This is a genomic window from Paenibacillus sp. J31P316 (assembly GCF_056269105.1).
Genome location: NZ_JBWDNI010000024.1, coordinates 1 through 26,376 on the forward strand (window position 1 = coordinate 1; position 26,376 = coordinate 26,376).

A 26,376-nucleotide genomic window follows, 5' to 3' on the forward strand; every position below is an offset into this window, starting at 1 on the left:
GATGATTTTCTCCCTGTTTTTTCATAACGAAAAGCACCCCCTATAGTTTTCATCGGTTTAAACACTAGGGTGTTTTTCCAATGTCCACTATAAGGGGTGCAGATCAGACGGCTGGGGCTTCTTTTTTGTTACAGCAATCGTATCAGTCAATTGCTGGGCCATGACAAACGCTGACATACGAAAAACCGCCGCAATCTTGTAGTCCAAGATTGGCGGCGGCAGTATCGTCCGAGCATCCGATCATATGTGTGCGAAACGCGTATTACGACATCCAAACTTTGAAAATCATGACGTAATTGGCGAATAGGAATACGAGCAGCGAAACTGTCGTAAATCCGATCGCAAATAGATTTTTCTTCGAACGATTCATGATCAAACGAATCCATCCGATGAAAATAACAATCGTAAACAGCAGCATCATGATATCCATGGGATCGAACTTCGCGAGTGCCGTTGATGCGTTCTCTGCAAGAAACATGGGTGAGATCCTCCTTCATTTTCGCACGTAGCCTATGTTACCTATGTTAGCCTCATCACGAGTCCGTTGCAAGTCACAATCGACAATCGTAACAAGTTTGTCACCATTTCCAAAAGGGGTTCTTAATTATAAACAGACCTGCTTTTAAATATAATAATTTCTTATAAATCGATACCCGCTTTTCGTTGTCGGTCGATCTGAATTATGGTACATTCATACTAGTGAAATCATACGAAAATCGTCGGATTTTCGCGAATGCCTTGCACCGGGCGACATTACACAAGGGGGAAACGAACAAAATGGCATATGAAGCCGTATGGATGAACGACCCTTCCAAATTAAATAAATTCGAATTTATTAAAATGGAAAAAGACGGTCTCGACGTAATTCGCACCATCATCGACAAGTACTCGAAGGAAGGCTATGCTTCCATTCCCGAGGATGACATGAACCGCTTCAAATGGGCCGGCGTATATGAGCAGAAGCCCCGCGAAGGCTACTTCATGATGCGGATCCGAATCAACACCGGCATTATGACGTCCGCGCAAGCGCGTGCAATCGCTTCGATCGGCCGCGATTACGGTCGTGATCTGATCGACGTGACGACGCGTCAAGCGATTCAGTACCACTGGCTGAAGGTCGAGGACCTGCCGGACATCTTCAACCGACTGGAAGCCGTAGGCCTGTACTCTTACGAAGCATGCGGCGACTGCCCGCGTACGATCGTCGGCAATCCGCTTGCCGGGATCGACCGCGACGAGCTGATGGATACGCGCGAAATCGTCGAGCAAGTCAACGACTTCTACTTGATGAACCGCGATTTCTCCAACCTGCCTCGTAAATATAAAATGTCCATCTCGTCCAATATCTATAACAACGCGAACGCGGAAATCAACGATTTGGCGTACGTACCGGCTACGAAAGTGATTGACGGCGAAGAAGTCATCGGCTTCCATATCTATGTAGGCGGCGGTTTGTCCGCGAAGCCGCATATGGCGAAGGAACTGGATATGTTCGTTCGTCCGGAGGATGTACTGAAGGTATCGATCGGCGTCACGACGATCTTCCGCGATTACGGCTATCGCGAGAAGCGCCACCAAGCCCGTTTGAAATTCCTCGTAGCCGACTGGGGACCGGAGAAATTCCTCGAGAAGCTGAAAGAAATCATCGGCGATATGCCTTCCGCCGGCGAAAACAAAACGGTGGGCTGGAACGGCGTATACTATGACGGCGTATATCCACAGAAAGAAACTGGCTTGAACTTCATCGGTTTGAACGTACCCGTAGGCCGCACCAACTCTTCGGAGCTGGAGCAGTTGGCTGACGCAGCCGACGAATTCGGAGACGGCAAGATCCGTACGACGATGTCGCAAAACATCATTCTTGCCGGCATTCCGGACGACAAAGTAGAAGCAGCGCTGCAAGTACCGGTGCTGAAGCGCCTGTCGCCGAATGCGAAGCCGTTCATGAGCCGTACGGTTTCTTGCACGGGCAACGAGTTCTGCAACCTGGCCGTCGTCGAAACGAAAGAACGCGCTGTCCGCGTCGCGGAATATTTGGACGAGCATATCCAATTGGACGAAAAAATCCGCATTCACTTCATCGGCTGCCCGAACGCTTGCGGACAGAAGCATATCGCGGACATCGGTCTGCAAGGCGCGCTCGTGAAGACGCCGGAAGGCATGGTCGATGCGTTCGATATCGCTGTCGGCGGTATTCTCGGACCAGGCGCTCAGTTCAACACCGCATTGAAAGGCCGCGTCAAAGGCGACGAGCTTGGCGGCGTGCTTGTTCAATTGCTCAACTTCTATAAAGAGGGACGCGAGTCCAGCGAAACGTTCCATAACTATGTCAATCGTGTCGGCGTTCCGGCATTCCAAGAAAGATTGACAGCCATTCTAGCTGGTTAATCTTTCAATCAAGCCCTTCAACCCGGCGGTTCCTTCATTGGAACCGCCGGGTTTTTATTGCGTGCGAGGAAGCGCAAAAAAGCCCCTTTGAGGAGCGAGTATGGAGAAGCGGCTCAAAAGCAAATCCGCTTCTCCATCATTCGTTGTCCAAAAGGGGCTTTCCTATGCTAAGGCCTATCAGCTGCATGTTGAAAACATGCGATAAACGCTATTCGGCGGCTACGCTTTGCATCTCGCGCTGCTGGGCAATCGTCCGTTCACGGTCGCGCTCCAGGATCGGCTTCAAGTAGCGACCCGTGTACGAACCCTCTACGGTGACGACTTTTTCCGGCGCACCGGTTGCAACGATCATACCGCCGCCATTGCCGCCCTCGGGTCCGAGATCCACGATATAGTCTGCGGTCTTGATGACGTCGAGGTTATGCTCGATAACCAGTACCGATTCCCCGGAATCTACCAGGCGGTGAAGAACGACAAGCAGCCGATCGATATCGTCGACATGCAATCCCGTCGTCGGTTCATCCAAAATGTACAGCATCTTGCCCGTGCTCCGGCGATACAGCTCGGCTGCCAGCTTCACGCGCTGCGCTTCGCCGCCGGATAGCGTCGTCGCCGGCTGCCCTAGGTTCATATAACCGAGGCCGACGTCAAGGAGCGTCTGCAGCTTGCGATGGACACGGGGCACGTTGCGGAAGAATTCGCAGGCATCCTCAATCGTCATCTCCAGCAAATCCGCAATGCTCTTGCCTTTGTATTTCACGTCAAGCGTCTCGCGGTTGTACCGTTTGCCTTTGCAAATCTCGCAAGGCACGTACACATCCGGGAGGAAATGCATCTCGATCTTGATGATGCCGTCACCGCGGCAGGACTCGCAGCGGCCGCCCTTCACGTTGAAGCTGAAGCGGCCCTTCTTGTAGCCGCGCACCTTCGCTTCGTTCGTTGACGCATACAGATCGCGGATGTCGTCGAAGACGCCCGTGTAGGTCGCCGGATTAGAGCGCGGCGTACGGCCGATCGGCGATTGGTCGATATCGATGACCTTCTCGACATGCTCAAGTCCGCGAATTTCCTTATGCTCGCCAGGGCGAACCTTCGCCTTGTTGAGATCACGCGCAAGCGTCTTATATAGAATCTCATTGACCAGCGTCGATTTACCGGAGCCGGACACGCCTGTCACTGCCGTGAACACGCCGAGCGGGAACTTGGCATTGACGCTGCGCAGGTTGTTCTCCTTCGCGCCGCGTACTTCCAGCCATTTGTCCTTCGTCTCCCGGCGCTTCAGCGGAACAGGAATGAATTTGCGGCCGCTTAGGTAAGCGCCCGTAAGCGAATTCTCGTCCGCCATCACTTCCTTCGGCGTTCCCATCGAGACGACTTGACCGCCGTGGATGCCCGCGCCCGGTCCGATATCGATAATATAATCGCTAGCCAGCATCGTATCTTCGTCATGCTCGACGACGATCAGCGTATTGCCTAAATTGCGCATATGCTCCAGCGTCTGAATGAGCTTGTCATTGTCGCGCTGATGAAGACCGATACTCGGCTCATCAAGAATATAGAGAACGCCCATCAAGCTTGAACCGATCTGCGTCGCCAATCGGATCCGCTGCGCTTCCCCGCCGGAGAGCGTACCCGCGGCTCGGTTCAGCGACAAGTATTCCAGTCCGACGTTCACGAGGAAACCGAGCCGGCTATTGATTTCTTTAAGGATTAGATTGGCGATCAGCAATTCTTTCTCCGTCAGATCAAGACCATTAAAGAAACGTTCCGCTTCGCCGATCGACAGCGAGGTGACAAACGATATATTCTGGCTGCCGATCGTCACTGCCAGGCTTTCCTTCCGCAAGCGATGACCCTTGCAGCCGGAGCATGGCTTGGCGCTCATATACTGCTCGATATGCTCGCGTATGCCTTCCGATCCCGTCTCCCGGTAACGGCGCTCCAGGTTATTCACGATGCCTTCGAACGGCACGAGCGCTTCCTTGGAGTGTCCGAAATCATTTTGGTAGCGGAAACGCACCCGTTCGCCGCCCGTTCCGTTCAGCAGTTTCTTCATCTGTTCGGCGGTCAGCTCGCTGACAGGCACATCGCGCGGGATGCCGTAATGCTTGCAGACTGCCTCAAGAAACTGCGGATAGTAATTGGACGTGCTGCCTGCCCAAGCTTCGAACGCACCTTCCTCGATCGATTTGCTCAAATCCGGCACGAGCAGATCGGGATCGACGATCATTTTGGCGCCTAAGCCGTCACAGTCCGGGCATGCACCGTAAGGACTGTTGAACGAGAACATCCGCGGCGCCAATTCGTCGATGCTGAATCCGCAGATCGGACAAGCCAAATTCGAGCTGAACAGCAGCTCTTCCTTCTCCATGACGTCGACAAGCACCTGACCGCCCGACAACTTCAACGCGGTCTCGAGCGAATCGGCCAACCGGCTGTGAATGTCTTCCTTCACGACGATCCGGTCGACGACCACCTCGATATTATGCTTCTTGTTCTTCTCCAGCTCGATGCTCTCGCTCAATTCCCGAAGCTCGCCGTTAACGCGGATACGAACAAACCCCTGCTTCTGCACGTCCGCCAGCAACTTGGTATGTTCACCCTTGCGTCCCGACACGATCGGCGCCATAATTTGCAGCCGCGTCCGCTCCGGATATTCCATGATACGGTCGACCATCTGCTCCACGGTCTGCGACGTAATCTCGATGCCGTGGTCCGGGCAATGCGGCTTGCCTACGCGGGCGAACAACAGCCGCAGATAATCGTATATTTCCGTCACCGTCCCGACCGTGGAACGCGGGTTGCGGCTCGTCGTCTTCTGGTCAATGGAAATGGCGGGCGATAGCCCATCAATAGAATCCACATCCGGCTTCTCCATCTGCCCAAGAAATTGGCGCGCATACGCCGACAACGACTCGACGTACCGGCGCTGCCCTTCCGCATAGATGGTGTCGAAGGCCAAGGAAGACTTGCCGGAGCCGCTGAGGCCTGTCAATACGACAAATTTGTCGCGAGGAATCGTCACGTCGATATTTTTGAGATTATGGGCTCGCGCCCCTTTAATTACGATTGAATCACTAGCCACTGTCTTACCTCTCCTCCCGGCCTACAGGCCCAACTCCGCTTTGAGCTCAAGCAGCGCGTCGCGAAGCTCGGCCGCACGCTCGAACTGCAGGCTCTTGGCCGCTTCCTTCATCTCTGCTTCCAGACGCTGCAGCAGCGACTGACGCTCTTTCTTCGACATCTTGTCGACGCCGATGCCCGTCAAATAATCGCTTTTCTGTTCGGCCGCCTTGGTAGCTTCGATCACGTCATGCACTTTCTTGCTAATGGTCTGCGGCGTTATGCCATGCTTCTCGTTATAGGCGATCTGAATGGCGCGACGGCGCTCGGTCTCGCCGATGGCGGTATTCATGGAATCCGTATGGCGGTCGGCGTACATGATAACCCTGCCCTCGGAATTCCTCGCCGCGCGGCCCATCGTTTGAATCAGCGATCGTTCGGAACGAAGGAAACCTTCCTTGTCGGCATCCAGAATGGCAACCAGCGAGACCTCCGGCAAATCCAAGCCTTCCCGGAGCAAGTTAATGCCGACAAGCACATGGAACGTCCCGATCCGCAGATCGCGCAGGATCGCCAACCGCTCGAGCGTCTTGATATCGGAATGCAGGTACCGAACTTTAATGCCGACATCCTTCAAATAATCGGTCAGGTCTTCCGACATCTTCTTCGTCAGCGTCGTGACGAGGACCCGCTCATCCTTGGCGATGCGATCTCGGATCTCGGTGAGCAGATCGTCAATCTGCCCTTTGGTCTTGCGCACTTCGACGATCGGATCCAGGAGCCCCGTCGGACGGATGATCTGCTGGATCATCTCCGGACAATGCTCTAGTTCATAAGGGCCCGGCGTTGCAGAAACATAAATCGCCTGCTTCACTTTCTTCTCGAATTCCTCGAACCGAAGCGGCCGGTTGTCCATGGCGGACGGCAGCCGGAAGCCGTGGTCCACGAGCACTTCTTTGCGCGCGCGGTCACCGTTGTACATGGCGCGGATCTGCGGAAGCGTCACATGCGACTCATCGATAACGATGAGCATGTCGTCGGGGAAATAATCCATCAGCGTATACGGCGTAGCTCCCCGCTCCCGGAAGGTGAGCGGCCCGGAATAGTTCTCGATCCCGCTGCAGAAGCCCATCTCCTGCATCATCTCCAGATCGTAACGCGTCCGCTGTTCCAGCCGCTGCAGTTCCAGAAGCTTCCCTTGCTCGCGAAACTCCGCAAGACGTTCTTCAAGCTCGCGCTCAATGTTCTTGATGGCGACCTTCATCGTATCCTCGTGCGTAACGAAGTGAGAGGCCGGGAAAATCGCGACATGATCGCGCTCGCCGACGATCTCGCCGGTCAGCACGTCGATCTCGGTAATGCGTTCGATTTCGTCGCCGAACAATTCCACGCGCATCGCGCGTTCATTATTCGCTACCGGGAAAATCTCAATGATGTCGCCGCGAACGCGGAAGGTGCCGCGAATGAAGTTGATATCGTTGCGCTGGTATTGAATGTCGACAAGCTTATGCAGAATCGCATCCCGCGACTTCTCCATGCCGACGCGCAGACTGAGCACCAGCTTCCCGTACTCGATCGGAGACCCGAGACCGTAGATGCAGGACACGCTCGCAACGATAATGACGTCACGACGTTCGAACAGCGAGCTCGTCGCGGAGTGGCGCAGCTTGTCGATCTCGTCGTTGATGCTGGAATCCTTCTCGATGAACGTATCCGAGGACGGGATGTAGGCTTCCGGTTGATAATAATCATAATAGCTGACGAAATAGGAGACCGCGTTGTCCGGGAAAAATTCCTTGAACTCGCTGCAAAGCTGCGCGGCCAGCGTCTTGTTATGCGCGATGACGAGCGTGGGCCGGTTCAGCTTCGCGATCGTATTGGCGATCGTGTACGTCTTTCCCGTGCCGGTCGCGCCGAGCAGCGTCTGATGCACAGCGCCCGCTTCCACGCCTTCCAGGAGCTGCTGGATCGCTTTCGGCTGGTCGCCTTGAGGCGTATAATCCGACTTCAGCTCGAAAAGCCTGCCTTGACCCTGCTGTTCAACCATAAATTCACTACACCCCAATCCTATGTCTTCTATGAAAAATGCCTATTAATTTGTATGCCCATTATGCCTCGAAAAAATAGACGGCAATCGTAATTTACACGTATCCGAATGACCGATAAACAAGTTCATGATTCCTATATCCGTCAACAGCCGCAATAAGAAAGCTGACATAAGAATATGTGTTCCCATTCTTGTATATTATACCGTGTTCCCTTTGGCGATGCAATGAATGGTTATGGATTCCAAGCCAAGGAAATTGGCGGCATGCGTGACGAAAAAACCCACCTCCTGTCAGAAGCAACAGTAGGCGGGCTTGCAGCTACGCTTATAAAGAGGAAGACGTGGACGCCTGACGGTTCCGGCTCTTAGCCGTCCGCTTGCGCAGCAAATCGAACAACGATGCCGGCGATGCGGCGGCGTAATAGCCGGCCTGATCATCCGGCGAGAGCACGACGCCGAGCTGATGATGCTCGCCTGCGAACCTTGCACGCTGCACGAATTTCACATGCCCCTCCAGGTTGATGGCCTCTAATTTGCAGAAAGCCGAATTGATATGCAGCGCGGCGTGAAGCTCTTCTTTGGTCTTCACGCGCGTTCCGTTGACCTTCTGGATGATTTCACCTGCCTGCAGCCCCATGGCTTCCGCCGGCGTCCCCGGTATGACGGCCAGGATACGCAACCCGCGGTCGTCATGGACATATAGCGGCGAATTCGCGTCTTCCTTATAATAGCTGACCGCTACTAGCGCCTCATGGAGCAATAGCGCACAAAGCGCAGCAGCGAGCATGAACGGCGCCCAGAACGAGGCTGCTACAGCCGCGACGCCGACCATTACGCCGTACACCAGCAGTGCTTTCGAGGCGCTGCGGGCTTTGGCCTCCGGCAGCATCGTCCGCGTCAGCTCCGTAAAGCCGATCATCATGGGGAAGCCGATCATCGTTACGCCATGGCTCCATGCAGTGCCATCGCCCAGCAGCAGCGACCAAGACAAGTCTACGCCTCCGCTTCCGGCAGCAGCCGGCACTAGAAGGAGCATCGGTACGGGCCAGTAGCCTTGCAGCATATAACCGCCAACAAGCTTGCCGCGCTTGCCCTCCAGGAAGAGCGGGCTTGCGAATTGCGCTCCCTGCCAGCGCACCAACAATCCTTCGGCGATATGCATCAGCGAAACCAGCACGAGCAGCCCCGGAATATCCAGAGCGCCGATCGAGCGGGCCGCCTCCCCCAGCCAATCGCCCCTTCCATCGAGCGCCGTCCAGCCAAGCCCCCATTGAAGGAGGCCAAGCATACCCGCGCTGTAAGCAAAACAGAGGTACCGCACGCGAACGAGCAGCAGCACGACGGCCGTTCCCCACAACCAAAGCACCGCATCGCTGTCGACCGTCACACCGAGAAACAATCCGGCCAGCGTAAGTACAACGCCGACGACCAATCCCGCGCCCATCGTCTTGGCCAGCTGATTCGGCCATGCGTGCAGTCGCACATGAAACAGCTTCCGTTCAAGCCGGGTTTGACGAAAATATTGCAGCATGATAAGAAGTACGCCGATATAATAAAACGGAGACAACAACAGCCCCAGCGCCGCCGATCCCGCTAGTTGAAGCACATCCCACACCGCATCCAATCGCTTCATCCCCCCCTTGCGTTCATGAATTTATCGCATCAATGGATCCCCTAAATAAAAAAGAAGGCCGTATCCCTAAACGAGCGAATACTAACCTTCTTCCTATTCGACATTTATGGCTCAATCCCTGCTGGGTTATTTTGCATTCACCAGCTTGGCTTGAAGTACGCTTACGGCTTTCTGAAGCTGCGTATCGCTCTTCTCGTCGCGAATCTTCGCGATGAGCTGCTGCTCGATCTTCTCGGCCGTCGCGACGTCCGTGTTGCCGGTCGCAGGCAATCCCGCCTTCGTCTGGAACGAGCGAACGCTGTCTGCCGTCGCCGGGCTGTAGTAACCGTCTTTGCGGTCAACGCTGTAGCCCAGACCTGCAAGCATGATCTGCAGGCTCTTCGTGTTCTCATCGATCGTGTCCGGCATGAGCGTCTTCGTCTTGGACATGCGCGCCGCCGTATAGTAATCCGGCGGGTTCACCGCAACGTCCGGCTTCAGACCTTTCTCGTGCACCCAGTTGCCAAGCGGCGTCAGCCACTTCGCGATCGTCATCTTGATCAGGCTGCCGTCCGCCAGCTGCTTGTCGTAGCTGACTTGAACCGTGCCTTTGCCGAACGAAGTTTCGCCGACCAATACGGCATTCGCTTCTTCCTTGAGCGCGCCTGCCAATACCTCGGAGGCACTTGCGCTTCCCTTGTTCATAAGGACTGCGACGGGATACGTCCTGCCGTTTCCTTTCGAAACCGTCTTCTCCCGGTGGCCATTCTTATCCTCCACCTGCACGATCGGCTTGCCCTTGGGCACGAACGGCTGGGCGACGGATACGACGACTGGCAGTACGCCGCCAGGATTGCCGCGCACGTCGATGATGAGCGCCTTCATATGCTGCTTCTCCAGCTTGTCCAGTTCCTCGGCGAAACGATCGCCCGTATTCAGGGAGAACTGGCGGATTTCGATCACGCCAATCCCGTCGCTCCGAAGATGAGCGTAGACAGTCTCGTAATCGATGTCGTCGCGGACGATCGTCAGCTGCAGCGGCTGGGATAGACCCGAGCGCTGGATCGACAGCTTGACCTTCGAGCCTTTCGGCCCGCGAATCTTCGCCACGGCGTCGTTCAAGGACAGCCCTGCAAGCTTCTCGCCGTTCACCGAGAGCAGAACGTCATTCGGAAGGACGCCCGCCCGCTCCGCCGGCGAGCCTTTGATCGCCGATTCCACGGTGATTTTACCTTCCTTGATTTGAACGCCTGCCCCGATGCCCGTGAACGAGCCTTCGATCGTTTCGGAGAACTGTTTCGCAACGCTCTTCTCCATGTAGACCGAATACGGGTCGCCGAGCGCCGTCATCATGCCGTTTACCGCGCCGTCCATCACCTTCGTACGGTCCACGCCGCGGAAATATTTCGTCTCGATTAATCCGAGCACGGTATTTAATTTGCGAAGCTCCTTCTCGCTTAACCCATAGGGTTCGGACGATTCCGATGACGCGGCTCTTGCCGCCGTCCCTTCGCTTCCGATGACGATGAAACGATCCGCAACCGTCAGCGTGACCAGCACGGAAGCCACCATCGTAAGCAAAATAAACGCCGCCACTGTTCGTCCCTTAAACTGCACGTTAACACCCCTTTATTGCCCCGGCCAGGCCGGCGGCGGTATTCCAACTTTCCTAGTATATGACAAGCCGCACCCAATTATTAAGCTCCGGGTGCGGCGATGTCGGTCGGCATGGAGCTTATGAGCTCGAGCCCGTTATTTATTTCAAGTATGGCGCCGGATTGACGGCCTTCTCATTCAATCGCACTTCGAAATGAAGATGATTCCCCGTGGACATGCCCGTGCTGCCGACCTCCGCGATCTTCTGACCGCGCTTGACCGCTTGTCCCTTCTCGACCTTGATGCCGCCGTCGCGAATATGGCCGTAAATGGTCCATAAGCCGCCGCCGTGGTCGATAATGACGCAGTTTCCGTAATCGCTCCACCATTGGGCGACGATGACAACGCCGGACTCCGCCGCGTAGATCGGCGTACCCTTCGGAACCGCCATGTCCATGCCGGTGTGCAGCTTCCTCACGCCCGTAACCGGATGAATCCGGTAGCCGAACGGCGAGCTAAGGTGCCAGCTGGCACGGAGCGGCATGCCGAGCTTGCCACCAGGATTATAGTAGACTTTAATCGTCTTCTTCTTCGCTTCCAAATCGGACACTTGCTTCGCCAATTTCATGAGCAACTCTTCTTGATCGCTGCTAATTTCGTCGAGTTCGTCCGCTTGGTCTTTATACTTCAGCACCATGACTTCCTTCTGCTTCTCTTTGTCCTTCAGGAGATCATGATAACCGGCCAGCTTGCCGTACATCGTCTTCACTTCTGCCAGCTTATTCTCGACTTCCTGTTTCTTCTCTTCGACCAGCACCTTGTCTTTCTTCCGGCTTGCCAGAATCTCGCGGTCCTGACCGAGAATGGACGACAGCGAGTCCATGCGGTCGATGAAATCGCTGAAGCTTGTCGCGCTCAGCAGCACGTCCAGATAGGATACGAGACCGTTCGTGTACATGAGACGGACGCGCGATTGCAGCAGCTTGTCCTGCTTCTCGATCCTGTCCTCTGCGGCTTCGAGATCCGCGCCAGCCTGCTTGACCTGCGTTTCCTTGTCGTCGATTTGCGATTGCACCGCATTCAACTGGCCGCCGACCTCATTGATCTGAGTGACGATCTCGGTGACGGACTTCGCCGTCTTGTCTTTCATCGACAAAATATATTCTTTGTCTTTATCCGCCTGATTGCGGTTATGCGTAGCCGCGCTCATCTCCTGACGGACCTTCGCGAGCTCCTTGTTGATCTTATCCAGCTGCGATGAAGCTTCGCCTTGCGTCGGTTGAAAGATGTATACAGCCAAAACGATGATCGCGATAGCCAATAAGCCTTTCTTCACGTCCACAGTCACCTACACTTTCAAATATTTCCGGACGGATAACGTACTTCCCCAAATGCCGATCAGCGTGCCCAGCGCCAGCGTCACGGCCGAAATGGTGAAGCCCGCGTCCTTCAGCGTCACCAGCTTGATCATCATCAAGCCGAGCTCGAACTGCGAGGCCTGCACCAACTCCGAATAACCGAACAGAAGCAGGACGGTCGTAATCACAGAGCCGATGATGCCGATTAACGCGCCTTCGATGAAGAACGGCCAGCGGATAAAGTTGTTGGTCGCCCCAACGAGCTTCATGATGCCGATCTCGCGCCGACGTGCCAATATGGTCATCTTGATCGTGTTGGAAATGAGGAACATCGCGGTTATTGCGAGGCCGATGACGACGACGAGGCCGATATTACGGACGGCATTCGTCACTCGGAACAGCGTCTCGACCGTTCCCTTCCCGTATTTCACGCTCGAAATCGGCTTGCTCGTATCCGCGCTGCCGATCGCGTCGATTTTCTTCGCGGCGTAGGCGATATTCTGCGGATCGAACACGTCGACCGTGAAGGAATCCGGCAGCGGATTATTCGTATCGTCGTAGCCTTCAAGCAGCTCCGACCCGTCCGCGCCGATGCTGGTGCGCAAATCCTTCAGCCCTTGCTCCTTGGAAACGAAGACGACTTTCTTCACTTCCGGGATATTGCCGATGGCATTCTTCAGCTCGTTCACCTTGGCCTCCGGCGTGCCTAACTGCAAATAGACCCGGATTTGAACCTGGCTTTCGATCTGATCGGCCAAATTGTTGACGTTCAGCGCCAGCAGAAGAAACACGCCGAGGATGAACAGCGAAATAACGATAGAGCTCACGGAGGCGAAGGTCATCCATCCATTGCGCACCACGTTCTTGACGCCTTCGCGAAGATGGCGCAGCACGGTGCTAATTTTCATACCCGTACTCTCCTCTCGCTTCGTCTCGCACGATCGTACCGTTCTCGATGGCGATGACGCGTTTGCGGAGCGTATTGACGATTTCCTTGTTATGCGTAGCCATGACGATGGTCGTGCCGCGGAAATTAATCTCTTCCAGGAGGTTCATGATGCCCCATGAGGTCTCGGGATCGAGGTTGCCTGTCGGCTCATCCGCCACGATGACGGACGGATTGTTGACGATGGCGCGCGCGATGGCGACACGCTGCTGTTCGCCGCCGGACAGCTGCTGCGGCAAGCTGGCATGCTTCCCGCGAAGGCCGACAAGCTCGAGCACTTCCATCGTTCTTTTCTTGATAATGCGCTTAGGCGCTTCGATCACTTCCATCGCGAAGGCGATGTTCTCAAACACGGTCAGCTTTGGCAGCAGCCGATAATCTTGAAAAATAACGCCGATGTTGCGGCGGACGTACGGGATTTTGCGCGGTTTCAGCTTGCCAATATTGAAGCCGTTGACGGAAATTTGCCCCTTGGTCGGGATTTCCTCACGGTATATTAATTTCATGAAGGTCGACTTGCCGGCCCCGGAAGGCCCGACCAGGTAAACGAATTCATTGCGCTCTATAAGAACGGAAACGCCGCGCAGCGCATGAGTGCCGTCTGCGTACGTTTTCCAAATGTCTTGAAGCTCGATCACTTTATCACATCCTGTAGGTAGTCAGCTTTTAGATATTCGACATAAGGACGGGAAATCCTCTACGAAAGTCCTGATTTCTCCAATTTTCATAATTCTCATGAAGGTATTTCCAGTGACAATGGGGATAAAAGTAAAGATTTTTCGACAAATGTTCGGAGTCGGAAAGGTTTTGGCAAAACCTCGCTTGGACGCGCATATACATGTAAGAATCATCGCCCAAGGAGTTGACGAGCCTTGAAAACGAAAGGAATCCATATCGTGTGGACATTGATTGTGCTATGCCTGCTGCTGTTTTCCTCCGGCTGGGGCGGCGTGTGGATCTATGCCTCGCAGCATTCCGTACCGAGAGCGCTTGAATTGCAGATAGATGCCACTAACACGGGTAAGAATAAGCCCCTTCTACCCGAGGGTGGGACAGCCATCGACCTTGGCGGCATGGATATTTCAGAGGCGAAGCAGAAGCTGGCCGACCGTAAAACCGCGCTGGAGCAGCTTCGCCTGACCGCAACCGGCGGTCCCTCCAACACCGTGCGGAAATCTTGGACGCTGGCGGAGCTGGGCTTCACAATTAACGCGAAGCCGGCGATCCAAGCGCTCGAGACACTGGAGAAGGGCAGCCTGATGACACGTGCCAAGACGCGTTGGCATTTTCCCGGTCAAGTGGTGCTCGGTATGAGCTGGGATCGGACCATATTCCTCAAACAGATGCGAAAAGCATGGGGCTACCTTGAAGCCGGGGAACCTGTCAATGCAACGCGGAAGATCCGGGACGACGACAGCATCGTCTATACGCCGCACAAAGACGCCTTCCGGCTGGATCCCGACACGATGTTCTCGCGTGCCGCGCAGGCGCTCGGACAAGTGCTCGGGCAGGATTGGAGCAGCAGCTTGAAGCCGATCGCGATCCCCGTAGAGCTGAAAGTCGTGCATCCGGCAATTACGCTCGATCGCCTGAAGGCCGAGGGCGTTACCCGAATGATTGCATCCTTCACCACGAGTTTCCGTACGAGCGGCTCCGGACGTGCCTATAACGTGGAAATGACTGCCCGCTCGCTGAACGATTGGGAGCTCGCTCCCGGCGAAGTGTTCGACTACAGCAAAGTGGTTGCGGCCACGAACGAGCATTACGGATACCGCGCGGCGCCGGTCATCTTGAACGGCGCGTTCGTCGATGGCGTCGGCGGCGGTATCTGCCAAGTGTCCAGCACGCTGTACAATGCGGTGCTGCGCGCGGGGCTCGAGCTGGTAGAGCGGCGAAACCATTCTCTGCCCGTCGCTTATCTGCCGATGGGCCAGGACGCGACTTTCGCGGAGGGCGCGATCAATTTCCGTTTCAAAAACACGACGGGCAAGACGTTGGTCGTCCGCACGGTCGTGAATAACCGGCAGTTGACCGTCAAGCTGTTCGGGACGATGCCGAAGAACGTCAGCTACAAAATTACGTCCAAGACGCTCAGCACGATCGCGCCGACAATCAAAGAAGTGGCCCGAGCTTCCCTCGACCCTGGCTCCCGGCTGCTGCTCACGCCAGGTAAATCCGGCTACGTCGTCGAGACGTTCCGCTCCAAGCTCGTGGACGGGAAAGTCGTTGCCAGCAAGCGGATATCTCGGGATACGTACAAGGCGCAGCCGGCGGTCTATGCCGTTGCTCCGGAACAAACCTCTCCAGGTGGAAGCGAGGACGATGAGAAGCCGCTGCTGGAGGATGGCGTCTCGGAGTAGGTCAAGAAGCAGCTGATGGAGAATGGAGCTTCGGCGTAGGTCCAGGAGCAGCTGAAGGTACCGGTTGTTGGAGTGGTGCATCGTCGTTGGGGGCCTCATGCGGGAAACAAACAACCGAATCGAAAACATGTACATGCAAAACAGCCCCGCCGCGATGCCGACCGCTTAAGGTCAGCCCGAGACGGGGCTTTCTGATGATATGCCATGTAGGAGAAGCGGCTAGTTGCCTAGTTGCTGCGCTCCGCGTATTCCTTCACCCAAGCTGCCGTACCAGCCAGCTCATTATCCGCACGGACGATCGCGTCCGATACTTGCTTCGTTGCCGTACCGCCGTAAACGTCGCGGGCGTTCACGACATTTTCCGGCTGCAGCACGGCGTAGATCCGATCGTCGAACAGCGAGGAGAACTGCTTGAACTCGTCCAGCGTTAGATCGAGCAAATATTTGCCCTGCTGGATGCAGTAGAGCACCGTCTTGCCGATGACTTCATGCGCTTGACGGAACGGCAATCCTTTGCCGACGAGGAAGTCGGCGATGTCCGTCGCGTTGGAGAAGTCTTGGTTGACCGCCTGACGCATCCGGTCTTTGTTGACCTTCATCGTCGCGATCATCGGCGCGAACAGCTGAAGCGCGCCTTGCAGCGTGCGGACCGTATCGAACATGCCTTCTTTGTCTTCCTGCATGTCCTTGTTGTACGCGAGCGGCAGCGATTTCAGCACCGTCAGCAAGCCGACGAGATTGCCGTAGACACGACCGGTTTTGCCGCGGACAAGCTCAGGCACGTCCGGGTTCTTCTTCTGCGGCATGATGCTGCTGCCCGTGCAGAACGCGTCGTCCAGCTCCACGAAATGAAACTCCGTGCTCGACCACAGAATAAGCTCTTCGCTCAGGCGCGACAGGTGCATCATGATGATCGACGCATGCGACAGGAATTCCAGGATAAAGTCGCGGTCGCTTACCGCATCCAGGCTGTTCTCGTACACGCGGTCGAATTTGAGCTGGCTCGCCACGAAGTGACGGTCGATCGGGAACGTCGTGCCCGCCAGCGCACCGGCGCCGAGAGGCAGCATGTTAACGCGCTTATAGCTGTCCTGCAGACGCTCGATGTCGCGGCCGAACATGCTGACGTAGGCCATCATGTGATGCGCGAACAGGATCGGCTGCGCGCGCTGCAGATGCGTATAGCCCGGGAGGATCGTGTCGATGTTCGCTTTGGCCTGCTGCACGAGCGCTTCCTGCAGCTTCAGCAGCAAGTCGACGAACTCGACGACGCGCTTGCGCAGATACAGGTGCATGTCCGTCGCCACTTGGTCATTGCGGCTGCGTCCCGTGTGCAGCTTGCCGCCGACCGGACCAACGTCGTCGATCAGCGTTTTCTCGATGTTCATATGAATGTCTTCATCGGCGATCGCAAATTCCAGGTCGCCCCGCTTGATCCGCTGCAGCACGCGGTGCAGACCGTCCTTGATCGTCTCCACGTCCGCCGCCGGCAGGATGCCCTGCTTGCCCAGCATCGTCACATGCGCCAAACTGCCTTGAATGTCTTCTTCCGCCAATTCTTTATCAAACGTAATCGATGCCGTATATTCTTCTACCAATTGGTCGGTCTTCTTCGTAAACCGGCCGCCCCACAATTTGCTCACAATGCCGCACTCCTTTATCGTTTCATGCCTTATTGCCGAACGACCCGGCCCGGCGATTCACCCCGGACCGGGTCAGTTGGACAGGCGAGCTCAGGCCGGTCTGGCCTCGTTTCGCCGATATGGCGTGCCCAGGGGCCGCCCTATTATCGCTGCTTATTTCTTGTTTTGCTCTACGCCGGAAGAAACTTTCAAACGCAGCGCGTTCAAGCGGATAAAGCCGGTTGCGTCGCCTTGGTCGTACGCTTTGGACGGATCGGCTTCCATCGTCGCGATGTCCGGGTTGTACAGGCTGACTGGGCTCTTGACGCCTGCGCCGATAACATTGCCTTTGTACAGCTTCAAGCGAACGACGCCGGTTACGTTCTTCTGGCTTTCCAGCACGAGGGCTTGCAGCGCAAGGCGCTCAGGCGCGAACCAGAAGCCGTTGTAGACGAGCGAAGCGTATTTGGAAATCAAGGAATCGCGCAGATGCATGACGTCGCGGTCCATCGTGAGGGACTCCATTTTGCGGTGCGCTGTGAAAAGAATCGTGCCGCCCGGCGTCTCGTACACGCCGCGGCTCTTCATGCCGACGAAACGGTTCTCGACCATGTCGACGCGTCCGATGCCGTGCTTGCCGCCCAGCTCGTTCAGCTTCTCCATCACCTGCAGCGGGCTCAGCTGCTCACCGTTCACGGCGATGCAGTTGCCGGCTTCGAATGTCAGCTCGACGTATTCGGATTGATCCGGCGCATCCTCGGGAGCTACGGACAGAACGAACATGCCTTTGTTCTCGTCGCTGCTCGGATCGAACCACGGATCCTCCAGCATGCCGCTTTCGAAGCTGATGTGCAGCAGGTTGCGGTCCATCGAGTACGGCTTCGCCGCGGACGCTTGTACCGGGATGTTATGCTTCTCGGCGTATGCGATCATCTCGGCGCGGCCCGGGAACTGCTCGCGGAATTCTTCAAGGCGCCAAGGCGCGATTACCGCGATGTCCGGAGCCAGCGCAGCCGCCGTCAGCTCGAAGCGTACTTGGTCGTTTCCTTTGCCTGTCGCACCGTGCGCGATCGCCGTTGCGCCTTCCGCGCGGGCGATATCGACCATGCGTTTCGCGATCAGCGGACGCGCGATCGACGTGCCGAGCAGGTACTGGCCTTCATACAGCGCGCCCGATTGGAACATCGGGTAGATGAAATCTTGCGCGAACTCGTCGCGCAGGTCGTCGATGTATACTTTGGAAGCGCCCGTTGCCAGCGCTTTTTCTTCCAGGCCGTCGAGCTCGTCCTTCTGTCCGATATCGGCGGTGAAGGCGATGATTTCCGCGTCGTAGGTTTCTTTGAGCCATTTTAGAATGACCGACGTGTCTAGTCCGCCGGAGTATGCAAGAACGATTTTTTCCTTAGCCAATTAAAACGCTCCCTTGAAAAGTAATTTATAATATGAAGTTTACTGCCTGCCCCGCCCGAGGGAAGTTCGTTAAAGAAGTGCCCGGAGGGCGGTACGGAGTCGGAAAAGCGTTAGCGTTCGCCTTTGTAGACGGATTTTAACCGATAAATCATTCGACAATTAAAAATCCGACTACAACAGCGGTTGTAGACCCGTATCGACTGCAGGGCATGCCTTTGAAATTCCCTCAAATATTAACCCATAATCGCGGCCATGATCGCTTTCTGCGCGTGCAGGCGGTTCTCCGCTTGATCGAAAATGATGGAATGCTTGCCGTCGATAATGCCTTCGCTGACTTCCTCGCCGCGGTGCGCTGGGAGGCAGTGCATGAAGATGAAGTCGCTCTTCGCGTGGCTGACGAGCTCTTCGTTGACCTGGAAGTTCGCGAACGCGAGCTCGCGCTCCTTCTGTTCCGCTTCGAAGCCCATGCTTGCCCATACGTCCGTGTAGATGACGTCCGCATCGGCAACCGCTTCGCGCGGATCGCGGCAGACATGGATGCGCGAGCCGGTCTCAGCCGCGTATTCCTTCGTCATGCGAACGACATCTTCGTCCGGTTCGTAGCCTTCCGGCGTCGCCACGGACATATGCATGCCGAGCTTGGCAGCGCCGATGAGCAGCGAGTGCACCATGTTGTTGCCATCGCCGATATAGGCGATTTTGAGTCCTTCCAGGCGGCCTTTATGCTCCAATACCGCTTGGTAGTCGGCCAGCACTTGGCACGGATGCGCCAAGTCCGTAAGGCCGTTAATGACCGGAACCGTCGCGGCGCGGGCAAGCTCGATGACCGTGCGATGCGCGAAGGTTCGGATCATCATGCCGTCGAGGTAGCGCGACAACGTCTGCGCGGTATCGGACACCGTCTCGCCGCGGCCGATCTGAAGATCGTTGCGGCTCAGGAACAGCGCTTGGCCGCCGAGCTGGTACATGCCGACCTCGAAAGAAACGCGCGTACGCGTGGACGATTTTTCGAAAATCATCCCGAGCGTCTTGCCCTTCAGCGGGTGATGGGTCTCGCCCGCTTTGAGCTTGCGCTTCAGCTCGATCGCCAGATCGATCAGGTACCGGATTTCATCCGGCGTGTAATCGGACAATTCTATAAAATCGCGGCCTTTGAGGCTAACCGCGAGTTCTTCTTTGAACAATTGGGACATGGTGAATCTCCTCTCGTTACAACTGCGCCGCAGCCGTTTGGTCTGCGAAAATCGAGGTCAGGATGCTTACCGCTTGATCGACTTCCTCACGCGATACGAGCAGGCTTGGGAGCAGGCGAACGACGTTCGGTCCCGCCGTGATGACGAGCAAGCCGCGCTTCTGTCCTTCCGCAATGATCGGCGCGACCGGCCCTGCGCACTCGATGCCCACTAACAAGCCTTTGCCGCGAACTTCCTTCACGAACGGATTGTCGGCCAGCTTGCCGCGCAATTCATTCATCAGGTATTCGCCCGTTTCCGCTGCGCGGTCGGCCGCTTTCTCCTTCAGCAGCGTTTCGATCGTCGCCTTCACGACGGCAGTCGCAATCGGCGTTCCGCCGAACGTGGAACCGTGGCTGCCTGCCGAGAATGCCTCGGCCAGTTCGCCTTTGGCCAGCATGGCGCCGACCGGGAAGCCGCTTCCGAGCCCTTTGGCCAGGGTGAAAATATCCGGCTCGATCCCGTAGTGCTGGAAACCGAACATCTTGCCGGTACGGCCCATGCCGGTTTGAATCTCGTCAACGATGAGCAGAACGCCGTGCTCTTTGCACAACTTCGCCAAATGCTGAAGGAAGGCCGGTTCTACCGGGATAATGCCGCCTTCGGCTTGGATCGTCTCGATCATGACCGCAGCCGTCTTATCGGTAATCGCCGCTTCCAGCGCTTCGATGTCATGCAGCGGAATATAACGGAAACCTTCCGGCAGCGGCAGGAAGCCTTCTTTCACTTTCTCTTGGCCGGTCGCCGTCAGCGTCGCCAACGTGCGTCCGTGGAAGGATTGGGCGAACGTAAGAATCTCGTAGCGGCCGTTGCCTTTCACTTTCTGCTGATAACGGCGAGCGAGCTTGATCGCCGCTTCGTTGGCTTCCGCGCCGGTGCTGCAGAAGAAGACCGCGTCCGCGTGACTGTTGTCCGTGAGCAGCTTCGCTGCCGCTTCCTGGTTCGGAATATGGAACAGGTTGGAGACATGCCACAGCTCATCGAGCTGCTTTACGAGCGCGTCCTTCACCTGCTTCGGCGCGTGGCCGAGGTTCGTGACCGCAATGCCGCACATAAAGTCCAGATATTTGTTACCCTGGTCATCCCACAGCCAACTGCCTTCTCCTTTCACCAAGGAGATCGGATATCTTGCGTACGTCGGGAACAGCGAGCTTCCCTCGTTTGCCGCCGCGCTTTTGTTCACATCGCTCATCTTACGTTCACCCTCTCATAAGGAATAAATGATTATTGCTGTACGATTCGCGTACCGACGCCGCCCTCGAGCACGACTTTGCTGAGCACGCCCGGCATGTCGCCGTTCACGATCACGACTTCCTTCACGTCGCCTTGTATGCAGGCAATCGCCGCACGCACCTTCGGAATCATGCCGCCGTAAATCTCGCCGCTCGCGATCATGGCTTCGATCTCTTCCACGGTTACCGTCGGAAGCACCTGCTTCTTGCCTTCGACCGTCTTCATGATGCCCGGCACGTCGGTCACGACGATCATCCGCTCTACGCCGAGATGGGAAGCAACTGCTCCCGCCGCCGTATCCGCGTTGATATTATAGCGCTGCGCCGCTGCATCGATGCCGATCGGAGCGATGACCGGTATGTAGCCCATCCCCATCACGCCCTCGATAATAGCTGCGTTGACGTCCGTCACGTCGCCGACGAAGCCGATCTCAGCGGCATGGGCCACCGGCTGCGCCTTGATCAATTCGCCGTCCACGCCGGAAAGGCCAAGCGCCTTCGCTCCGCTCTGCTGAATGCGGCGAACGATTTCTTTGTTGATGCGTCCTGCGAGCACCATTTCCACAACGTCGAGAACCTCATTGCTCGTCTTGCGCAAACCGCCTACGAACTCGCTCTCGATGCCGAGCTTGCCGAGCGTCTCGGAAATCGCCGGCCCGCCGCCGTGAACGATGACCGCTTTGACGCCCCGCGCCTGCAAGTCGCGTAAATCTTCGAAAAAGGAAGCCGGCAGCGCCGCAAGCGTGCTGCCTCCGCATTTCATGACAAACCGCGTTTCCATAGGATTCTTCCGTTCCCCTCTATCCATTAAGTCCGATACGCCGCGTTGATGCGGACGTAATCATAGGTCAGGTCGCAGCCCCAAGCGGTCGCGGCGCCTTCACCCATATGCAGATCGACGTAGATGATGACTGTGTCACCCTTCAGGTACTCCAGTGCGGCGTCTTCGTCAAACGCCACGGGACGGGACTGCGTAAGCGTCACGATGTCGCCCAGCGCGATATCGACCGTCTCCGGATTGACCGGCACGCCGGCGCGGCCCACCGCCGCAATGATTCGGCCCCAGTTGGCATCCGCGCCGAACACGGCGGACTTCACGAGCGACGAGCCGATAACCGTCTTGGCGATCGCTTGCGCCGATACAGCGTTCTCCGCGCCTCGCACTTGCACCTCGACCAGTTTGGTCGCGCCTTCGCCGTCGCGCGCAATCGCTTTGGCCAGTACTTCGCATACATAACGAAGCCCCTCGGCGAAGGCCGCAAGATCCGCATGCGACTCGTTCAGCTCGTCGTTGGCTGCCAATCCGCTCGCCATCGCGACCAGCATATCGTTCGTGCTTGTATCGCCGTCGACCGTGATCATATTAAACGTCAGGTCCGTCACTTGGCGAAGCAGCTTGTGCAGCGTCTCGCTGCCGATAGCCGCATCCGTCGTCACGAAACCGAGCATCGTCGCCATGTTAGGATGAATCATGCCGCTCCCTTTGGACGCGCCGGCGATATGAACGGTACGGCCGTCGACCGTAACGGAGACGCACACTTCCTTCTTCACGAGGTCCGTCGTCAAAATCGCCTGGCAGAAATCATCCGCCGCTTGATAGGAGTCGCCCAGCCGTGCAGGCAGCTCCTCGATGCCGCCGCGAACGCGGTCCATCTTCAGCAATTCGCCGATTACGCCCGTGGACGCTACGGCCACCTGCTCTGCCGGTATGCCGATCGCAGACGCGAACGCGCTGCGCATCTCGTACGCATCGGCTTCGCCTTGCTTGCCGGTGCAAGCATTGGCGTTGCCGCTGTTGACGATGACCGCGCGCAGCTTGCCGCTCGCGCCGATGCTTTCGCGCGTGACGGCGATCGGCGCCGCCTGGAACGCGTTGGTCGTGTACACGCCGGCCGCCGCCGCGGGTACGTCGCATACGATGGCGCCCAAGTCATGGCGCGTCGTTTTCTTCAGGCCGCAATGCAAGCCTGCGGCTTTAAAGCCTTTGGGGGTCGTGACCGAGCCATTCGGTACGACCGTGTATGATGCGGATGTGTTCCCCTGTCCCATTTTTCAATCGCTTCTCCTTCTCGGCAGTGTAGGTTCTATTTTAAGGATAAACCGGTACGAAGCGGAGGCCCAACGACTCGTCCCAGCCCATCATCAGATTGAGGTTCTGAATGGCCTGGCCCGCGGCACCTTTCACGAGATTATCGATGACCGATACGATCGTGACGCGGTTCGTGCGCGGATCGACGGAGAAGCCGATGTCGCAATAGTTGGAGCCCGAGACTTCCTTGGTCGTCGGATAGGTGCCTTCCTGGCGAATACGCACGAAAGGACGGCCTTCGTAATAATTGCGGTACAGCGACACGAAATCTTCGTTCGTAGCCTTACCGTTCACGGAAGCGTACATCGTGCTCATGATTCCTCGCGTCATCGGCACGAGATGCGTCGAGAACGTCGTCACGACCTTGATGCCTGCGATATCCGTAAGTACTTGCTCGATTTCGGGAATATGTTGATGCTTATTCAGCTTGTATGCCTTAAAGTTCTCGTTGATTTCCGCGTAGTGATTACCGAGGCTTACGCCGCGGCCCGCACCGGAAACGCCGGATTTGGCATCGATAATGATCGAAGCCGGATCGATGAGACCCGCTTTGACGGCAGGTACCAGTCCAAGCAGCGTCGCCGTCGGGAAACAGCCGGGATTGGAGACAAACTCAGCGCCACGCACGGATTCACCATATACCTCGCAGAGACCGAATATCGCTTGATCCAAGTATTCCTGCGCCGCAGGCTCTTTTTTGTACCACGTCTCGTATTCCGAACGGTCCTTCAAACGGTGATCGCCGGAAATATCGATGACCTTCAAGCCTTCTGCAAGAAGCGAAGGGGTTATTTTGGACGCAACGCCCGCGGGCGTCGCGATAAACACGACATCAGCTTTCTTCTTGAGGAGCGCCGGATCGACGTCATCCAACAAGTCGGTGCGAATTTCGTTCAAATGCGGATAGCCCTCCGCGATCGGCGCGCCTGCGCTCGATGAAGATACGACCGACGTCACTTCTACCTGCGGGTGACCCGCCAGAAGCCGGATCAGCTCCACGCCGCCGTAACCGGTCGATCCGATAATTGCCGCTCTAACCACTGTGCTCATATCCGTTCTCTCTCCCATCCTTATCCTTCCTAGTAATTCATTGTACACAAACGGAAGGATCGTGGAAATAGCTTTTGCTCTGTATTATTATACATACGAATTCATATAAATACAACGCCAAATTCGGCTGTTTTTCATGGCAATTGGAAGCCTTCGCCCAGCACTTCGGCCGTGTCGCTGATGATTACGAACGCGCTTGGATCTGCTGCTCTTACAAGGCTTTTCAGCCTCGATACTTCACCTCTGCCGACGACGATCATCAGCACGGCCCGCGACTCTCCCGTATATCCCCCATGTCCGTCCAGCTTCGTGAGGCCGCGGTCCAAATCATGCAATACCGTTTGCGTAATCGCCTCCGGGTGATCCGATATGACAAACGCTACTTTCGAGATCGCCAGGCCCGTTTGAACAAAATCGATCGTCTTGCTTGTCGCGAACAAGCCCACCAGCGCATACAGCGCATTCTCCGGCGCGATCAGTATACCTGCCGATGCAATGACGATTCCATCGAACGCCGCAACCGCGAGTCCCAGACGCACGCCGGTATAGCGATGCAGCAGCTGCGCCGCCAGATCGAGCCCGCCTGTCGACGCCTTGCCTCGAAAGACCAAGCCGAGCCCCGCTCCGACGCCGATGCCGCCGTAGATGGAAGCCAGCATCGCATTATCCGTCGGCGGCGTCCAATCCGAGGTGACCAGGACGAGCAGCGGCAGGACGAAGGACCCGAGAGCGGTCTTGAGCGCGAATCGCTTTCCTAAAAGCCACAGCCCAAGCAAGAACAGGGGCACGTTAAGCGCCCACTGCGTATAAGCGGGCTGAATGCCCGTCTCATGATTAACGAGGATCGATATGCCCGACACGCCGCCGGATGCGATGCCGAGCGGTACGAGAAACAGATTGAAGCTGGCCGCGATGAGGAAAGCCCCCGCCAGCAGCAGTACGACGCTGAGCAGCGCTTCCGCTCTGGGATTCATAACGCGCGCCTTTCGCTTATTGGTTGTTCCGCTTCGGTTACTCGGTTGCTCATTCATGCGTATTTCGCCCCTTTATCTTCTGCCACTCTAAGCTGGTTTCTATCGTCCCTACATCTATATCCCAAATAGCTTGGTCGCGTATGTCGCGTGTGTCGCGTGTGGTATCGGCTGAAACAGTAGGAGCCTCTTCTTATGACACAAAAAAAGAGTTCCAACACTTATCAGTGTCGGAACTCTTTGCCTTGCCTATGCATGCCTTGGGCTTAATTGTCCTCATGGCGGATTTTGCTGCGCAGATAGCCGTCGATGAACGCATCCAAGTCTCCATCCATGACCGCGCCGACGTTGCCGGTTTCCACCGAAGTACGGTGATCCTTCACCATGCTGTACGGGTGGAACACATAGGAGCGGATTTGGCTGCCCCATGCGATATCGGACTGCTCGCCGCGAATTTCCGCGAGGTGCTTCTGCTGTTCTTCGATCTTGCGCTCGTAGAGCTTGGAACGAAGCATCTGCATGGCGCGCTCCCGGTTCTGGATCTGCGAACGCTGCGTTTGGCACGAGACGACGATGCCTGACGGTACATGCGTAATCCGGATCGCCGACTCCGTCTTATTAATGTGCTGTCCGCCGGCGCCGCTCGCCCGGTACGTATCGACCTTCAAATCTTCGCTGCGGATATCGATTTCGATATCGTCGTCGATCTCCGGCATGATATCGCAGGATACGAAGGAAGTGTGACGGCGGCCCGCGGCGTCGAACGGAGAAATCCGCACGAGCCGGTGCACGCCTTTCTCCGCTTTCAAGTACCCGTACGCATTATGGCCTTTAACGGAAATCGTGACGCTCTTGATACCCGCCTCGTCTCCGGCCAAATAATCGAGCAGCTCCACTTTAAAGCCGTGCTTCTCGGCCCAGCGCGTATACATTCTGTACAGCATCTGGCACCAGTCCTGCGACTCCGTGCCGCCGGCGCCCGGATGCAGCTCGAGGATCGCGTTCAGCTTATCGTAAGGCTCGAAGAGCAGCAGCTGCAATTCAAACTCGCCTACTTTAGCCACGAGAGCCGCCACGCTTTTCTTGAGCTCGGCGTCCATTTCCTCGTCGTCTTCCTCTTCCGCCAGCTCCAGCATCGTCTCCAGATCTTCCTGCTCGCTCTGCATCCGTTCGTAATCATCCACGACGGATTTAACGGCATTCATCTCGGCGATGGTGCTTTGGGCGCGTTCATTGTCGTCCCAGAAGTCGGGGGCGCTCATTTTCTCCTCGAAGTTCAAAATCATCTCTTGCTTAATATCTAAGTCAAAGAGACCCCCTGAGTTCTTGGAGACGCTTCGCCATTTCACGCAGATCCTGTTTCACCGTGATATCTATCATGACTATCGCTTCACCTCAAC

Annotated in this window: 19 protein-coding genes; 2 read left to right on the plus strand and 17 right to left on the minus strand. The window is 56.3% G+C overall.

Annotation, left to right across the window (positions count from 1 at the left end):
- Positions 1 to 262 precede the first annotated feature (262 nt).
- Positions 263 to 478 carry a hypothetical protein gene (locus AC0YNU_RS31185; RefSeq protein WP_475763636.1) on the minus strand — a complete coding sequence of 72 codons (216 nt, stop codon included), beginning with the start codon at positions 476 to 478 and terminating at the stop codon, positions 263 to 265.
- A 299-nt stretch (positions 479 to 777) separates the two neighbouring features.
- On the opposite strand from AC0YNU_RS31185, the gene AC0YNU_RS31190 reads away from it, so the two are divergent.
- Positions 778 to 2,388, plus strand: coding sequence for a nitrite/sulfite reductase (locus tag AC0YNU_RS31190; protein WP_475763638.1), 1,611 nt, complete (start codon positions 778 to 780; stop codon positions 2,386 to 2,388).
- 208 nt (positions 2,389 to 2,596) lie between these two features.
- On the opposite strand, the gene uvrA is transcribed toward AC0YNU_RS31190, so the two are convergent.
- The 7 genes from uvrA to ftsE all read right to left on the minus strand — a co-directional run bounded on the left by uvrA (position 2,597) and on the right by ftsE (position 13,648).
- Positions 2,597 to 5,473, minus strand: a complete 2,877-nt coding sequence (uvrA, locus tag AC0YNU_RS31195; RefSeq protein ID WP_475763640.1) for an excinuclease ABC subunit UvrA — start codon at positions 5,471 to 5,473, stop codon at positions 2,597 to 2,599.
- Between the two features lie 21 nt (positions 5,474 to 5,494).
- Positions 5,495 to 7,498: an excinuclease ABC subunit UvrB gene (gene uvrB, locus AC0YNU_RS31200; protein WP_475763642.1), complete on the minus strand. Its 2,004-nt coding sequence runs from the start codon at positions 7,496 to 7,498 to the stop codon at positions 5,495 to 5,497.
- A gap of 325 nt (positions 7,499 to 7,823) precedes the next feature.
- Positions 7,824 to 9,131, minus strand: a complete 1,308-nt coding sequence (locus AC0YNU_RS31205; protein ID WP_475763644.1) for a PDZ domain-containing protein — start codon at positions 9,129 to 9,131, stop codon at positions 7,824 to 7,826.
- A gap of 126 nt (positions 9,132 to 9,257) precedes the next feature.
- Positions 9,258 to 10,727, minus strand: a complete 1,470-nt coding sequence (locus tag AC0YNU_RS31210) for a S41 family peptidase (RefSeq protein ID WP_475763645.1) — start codon at positions 10,725 to 10,727, stop codon at positions 9,258 to 9,260.
- 139 nt (positions 10,728 to 10,866) lie between these two features.
- The gene (locus tag AC0YNU_RS31215) at positions 10,867 to 12,042 is read right to left on the minus strand and encodes a murein hydrolase activator EnvC family protein (protein WP_475763647.1); all 1,176 of its coding nucleotides are present in this window, start codon (positions 12,040 to 12,042) and stop codon (positions 10,867 to 10,869) included.
- Between the two features lie 12 nt (positions 12,043 to 12,054).
- Positions 12,055 to 12,972: a permease-like cell division protein FtsX gene (ftsX, locus tag AC0YNU_RS31220; RefSeq protein ID WP_475763649.1), complete on the minus strand. Its 918-nt coding sequence runs from the start codon at positions 12,970 to 12,972 to the stop codon at positions 12,055 to 12,057.
- Positions 12,962 to 13,648 carry a cell division ATP-binding protein FtsE gene (gene ftsE, locus AC0YNU_RS31225; protein WP_475763651.1) on the minus strand — a complete coding sequence of 229 codons (687 nt, stop codon included), beginning with the start codon at positions 13,646 to 13,648 and terminating at the stop codon, positions 12,962 to 12,964. Before ftsE ends, ftsX begins: the two co-directional genes overlap by 11 nt.
- A gap of 234 nt (positions 13,649 to 13,882) precedes the next feature.
- Between ftsE and AC0YNU_RS31230 the strand changes: the two genes are divergently transcribed.
- The gene (locus tag AC0YNU_RS31230) at positions 13,883 to 15,370 is read left to right on the plus strand and encodes a VanW family protein (protein ID WP_475763653.1); all 1,488 of its coding nucleotides are present in this window, start codon (positions 13,883 to 13,885) and stop codon (positions 15,368 to 15,370) included.
- A 227-nt stretch (positions 15,371 to 15,597) separates the two neighbouring features.
- Here the strand turns inward: AC0YNU_RS31230 and argH are convergent, their stop codons facing one another.
- The 9 genes from argH to prfB all read right to left on the minus strand — a co-directional run bounded on the left by argH (position 15,598) and on the right by prfB (position 26,356).
- Positions 15,598 to 17,013 (minus strand): argininosuccinate lyase, encoded by a 1,416-nt coding sequence (argH, locus tag AC0YNU_RS31235; protein ID WP_475763655.1) that lies wholly within the window; start codon positions 17,011 to 17,013, stop codon positions 15,598 to 15,600.
- Between the two features lie 153 nt (positions 17,014 to 17,166).
- Entirely contained in the window at positions 17,167 to 18,402 is a 1,236-nt protein-coding gene (locus AC0YNU_RS31240; RefSeq protein ID WP_475763657.1) for an argininosuccinate synthase, read from the minus strand.
- 233 nt (positions 18,403 to 18,635) lie between these two features.
- Entirely contained in the window at positions 18,636 to 19,595 is a 960-nt protein-coding gene (gene argF, locus AC0YNU_RS31245) for an ornithine carbamoyltransferase (RefSeq protein WP_475763659.1), read from the minus strand.
- A 16-nt stretch (positions 19,596 to 19,611) separates the two neighbouring features.
- Positions 19,612 to 20,826 carry an acetylornithine transaminase gene (locus tag AC0YNU_RS31250; protein ID WP_475763661.1) on the minus strand — a complete coding sequence of 405 codons (1,215 nt, stop codon included), beginning with the start codon at positions 20,824 to 20,826 and terminating at the stop codon, positions 19,612 to 19,614.
- Positions 20,827 to 20,858: 32 nt separating this feature from the next.
- On the minus strand, positions 20,859 to 21,647 hold the full coding sequence (gene argB / locus AC0YNU_RS31255) for an acetylglutamate kinase (RefSeq protein WP_475763663.1): 789 nt from the start codon (positions 21,645 to 21,647) through the stop codon (positions 20,859 to 20,861).
- A 26-nt stretch (positions 21,648 to 21,673) separates the two neighbouring features.
- On the minus strand, positions 21,674 to 22,915 hold the full coding sequence (gene argJ / locus AC0YNU_RS31260; protein ID WP_475763665.1) for a bifunctional ornithine acetyltransferase/N-acetylglutamate synthase: 1,242 nt from the start codon (positions 22,913 to 22,915) through the stop codon (positions 21,674 to 21,676).
- A gap of 40 nt (positions 22,916 to 22,955) precedes the next feature.
- A complete protein-coding gene (gene argC, locus AC0YNU_RS31265; RefSeq protein WP_475763667.1) occupies positions 22,956 to 24,005 on the minus strand; it encodes an N-acetyl-gamma-glutamyl-phosphate reductase in 1,050 nt (349 codons plus the stop codon).
- 134 nt (positions 24,006 to 24,139) lie between these two features.
- Positions 24,140 to 24,979, minus strand: a complete 840-nt coding sequence (locus AC0YNU_RS31270) for a YitT family protein (protein WP_475763669.1) — start codon at positions 24,977 to 24,979, stop codon at positions 24,140 to 24,142.
- Positions 24,980 to 25,242: 263 nt separating this feature from the next.
- Positions 25,243 to 26,356 (minus strand): peptide chain release factor 2 gene (gene prfB, locus AC0YNU_RS31275; RefSeq protein WP_475763671.1). Its coding sequence is split into 2 segments (ribosomal slippage): positions 25,243 to 26,283 and positions 26,285 to 26,356, totalling 1,113 coding nucleotides; the frame shifts between segments, so codons are not numbered across the junction.
- Positions 26,357 to 26,376: the final 20 nt, after the last annotated feature.